The organism is Amycolatopsis sp. SID8362 (genome assembly GCF_010550475.1).
GTDB classification, from domain to species: domain Bacteria; phylum Actinomycetota; class Actinomycetes; order Mycobacteriales; family Pseudonocardiaceae; genus Amycolatopsis; species Amycolatopsis eburnea.
This window is the reverse complement of the sequence record NZ_JAAGNB010001192.1, coordinates 1-852: the sequence shown is the minus strand read 5'-3', so window position 1 is coordinate 852 and position 852 is coordinate 1. Positions and strand designations below refer to the sequence as shown.

Below are 852 nucleotides of genomic sequence, written 5' to 3'. Positions count from 1 at the left end.
GCGCCGCCGGGGCGCAAGCCGATGCCGGACGCGTAGCCGACGACGACCACGACCGCGCCGGCCAGGCTCGCGGCGATGACGTGGTCGCGGCGCAGTGCGGGACCTCGCACGTTCGGTCCTCCCAAGAGCAGGAATCCGTTCGCCCGGAATGGAATGCGCCGGAATGCCGGAGCGGCCGGGGAACACGGGAATGTGGGGAGCAGAAAACCAGCAGTCCGGTTTCCGGGAGTGATCTTCACATGAAGGACAGGTAAAGTTGGTCGGCCGGTTGGCGGCTCGGCCCGGTGAGAAGCTGCGCCGAACGCCCCGGTTGCTACGCCGACCGGGTGACGCGGGTGGCGAACCAGTGGAGCAACCGTCCGTTTTGCCCGGTTCGCTGGAGGGGGCGGTGAGAATTGCTTAACGCAGTCGTTTCACGGTTCGCCGTTGCGCGACCGGGCGGGATCACTACCGTTCCGTGACGCCCGCCTGTTCCGCGAATCCCGAGAACGCGAGGAAATCATGACTTTCCGCTGGTCCTTTCCCGTCCGCGCCGCCGCCGCGCTGGCGGCGGCCGGCAGCGCGCTCCTGCTGTGCGCCCCCGCCGCGGACGCGCACAGCGTGCTGCTCTCCAGTTCGCCGGCGAAGGACGCGGCGATCACCGCGCCGCCCGCCGAGGTGGTGCTCGAGTTCAACGAGCCCGTGGAGAACCGGTTCACCGAGCTGGCCGTGCTCGGGCCCGACGGCGCGTCGCACTGGGAAGGCGGCCCGGCGTCCGTTGTGGACGGTCGGGTTTCCGCGCCGCTGCGGCCACTCGGCCCGGCCGGCGGCTACACGATCCGCTACCGCGTCACCTCCGCGGACGGGCACCCG

At 70.8% G+C, this 852-nt stretch carries 1 protein-coding gene; it reads left to right on the top strand.

Going from position 1 to position 852, the window contains the following annotated elements; genetic code table 11:
• Window positions 1–501 precede the first annotated feature (501 nt).
• Window positions 502–852 (top strand): copper resistance CopC family protein (locus G3I65_RS37010; protein WP_160700213.1); only part of this gene is annotated, 351 nt, incomplete at its 3' end.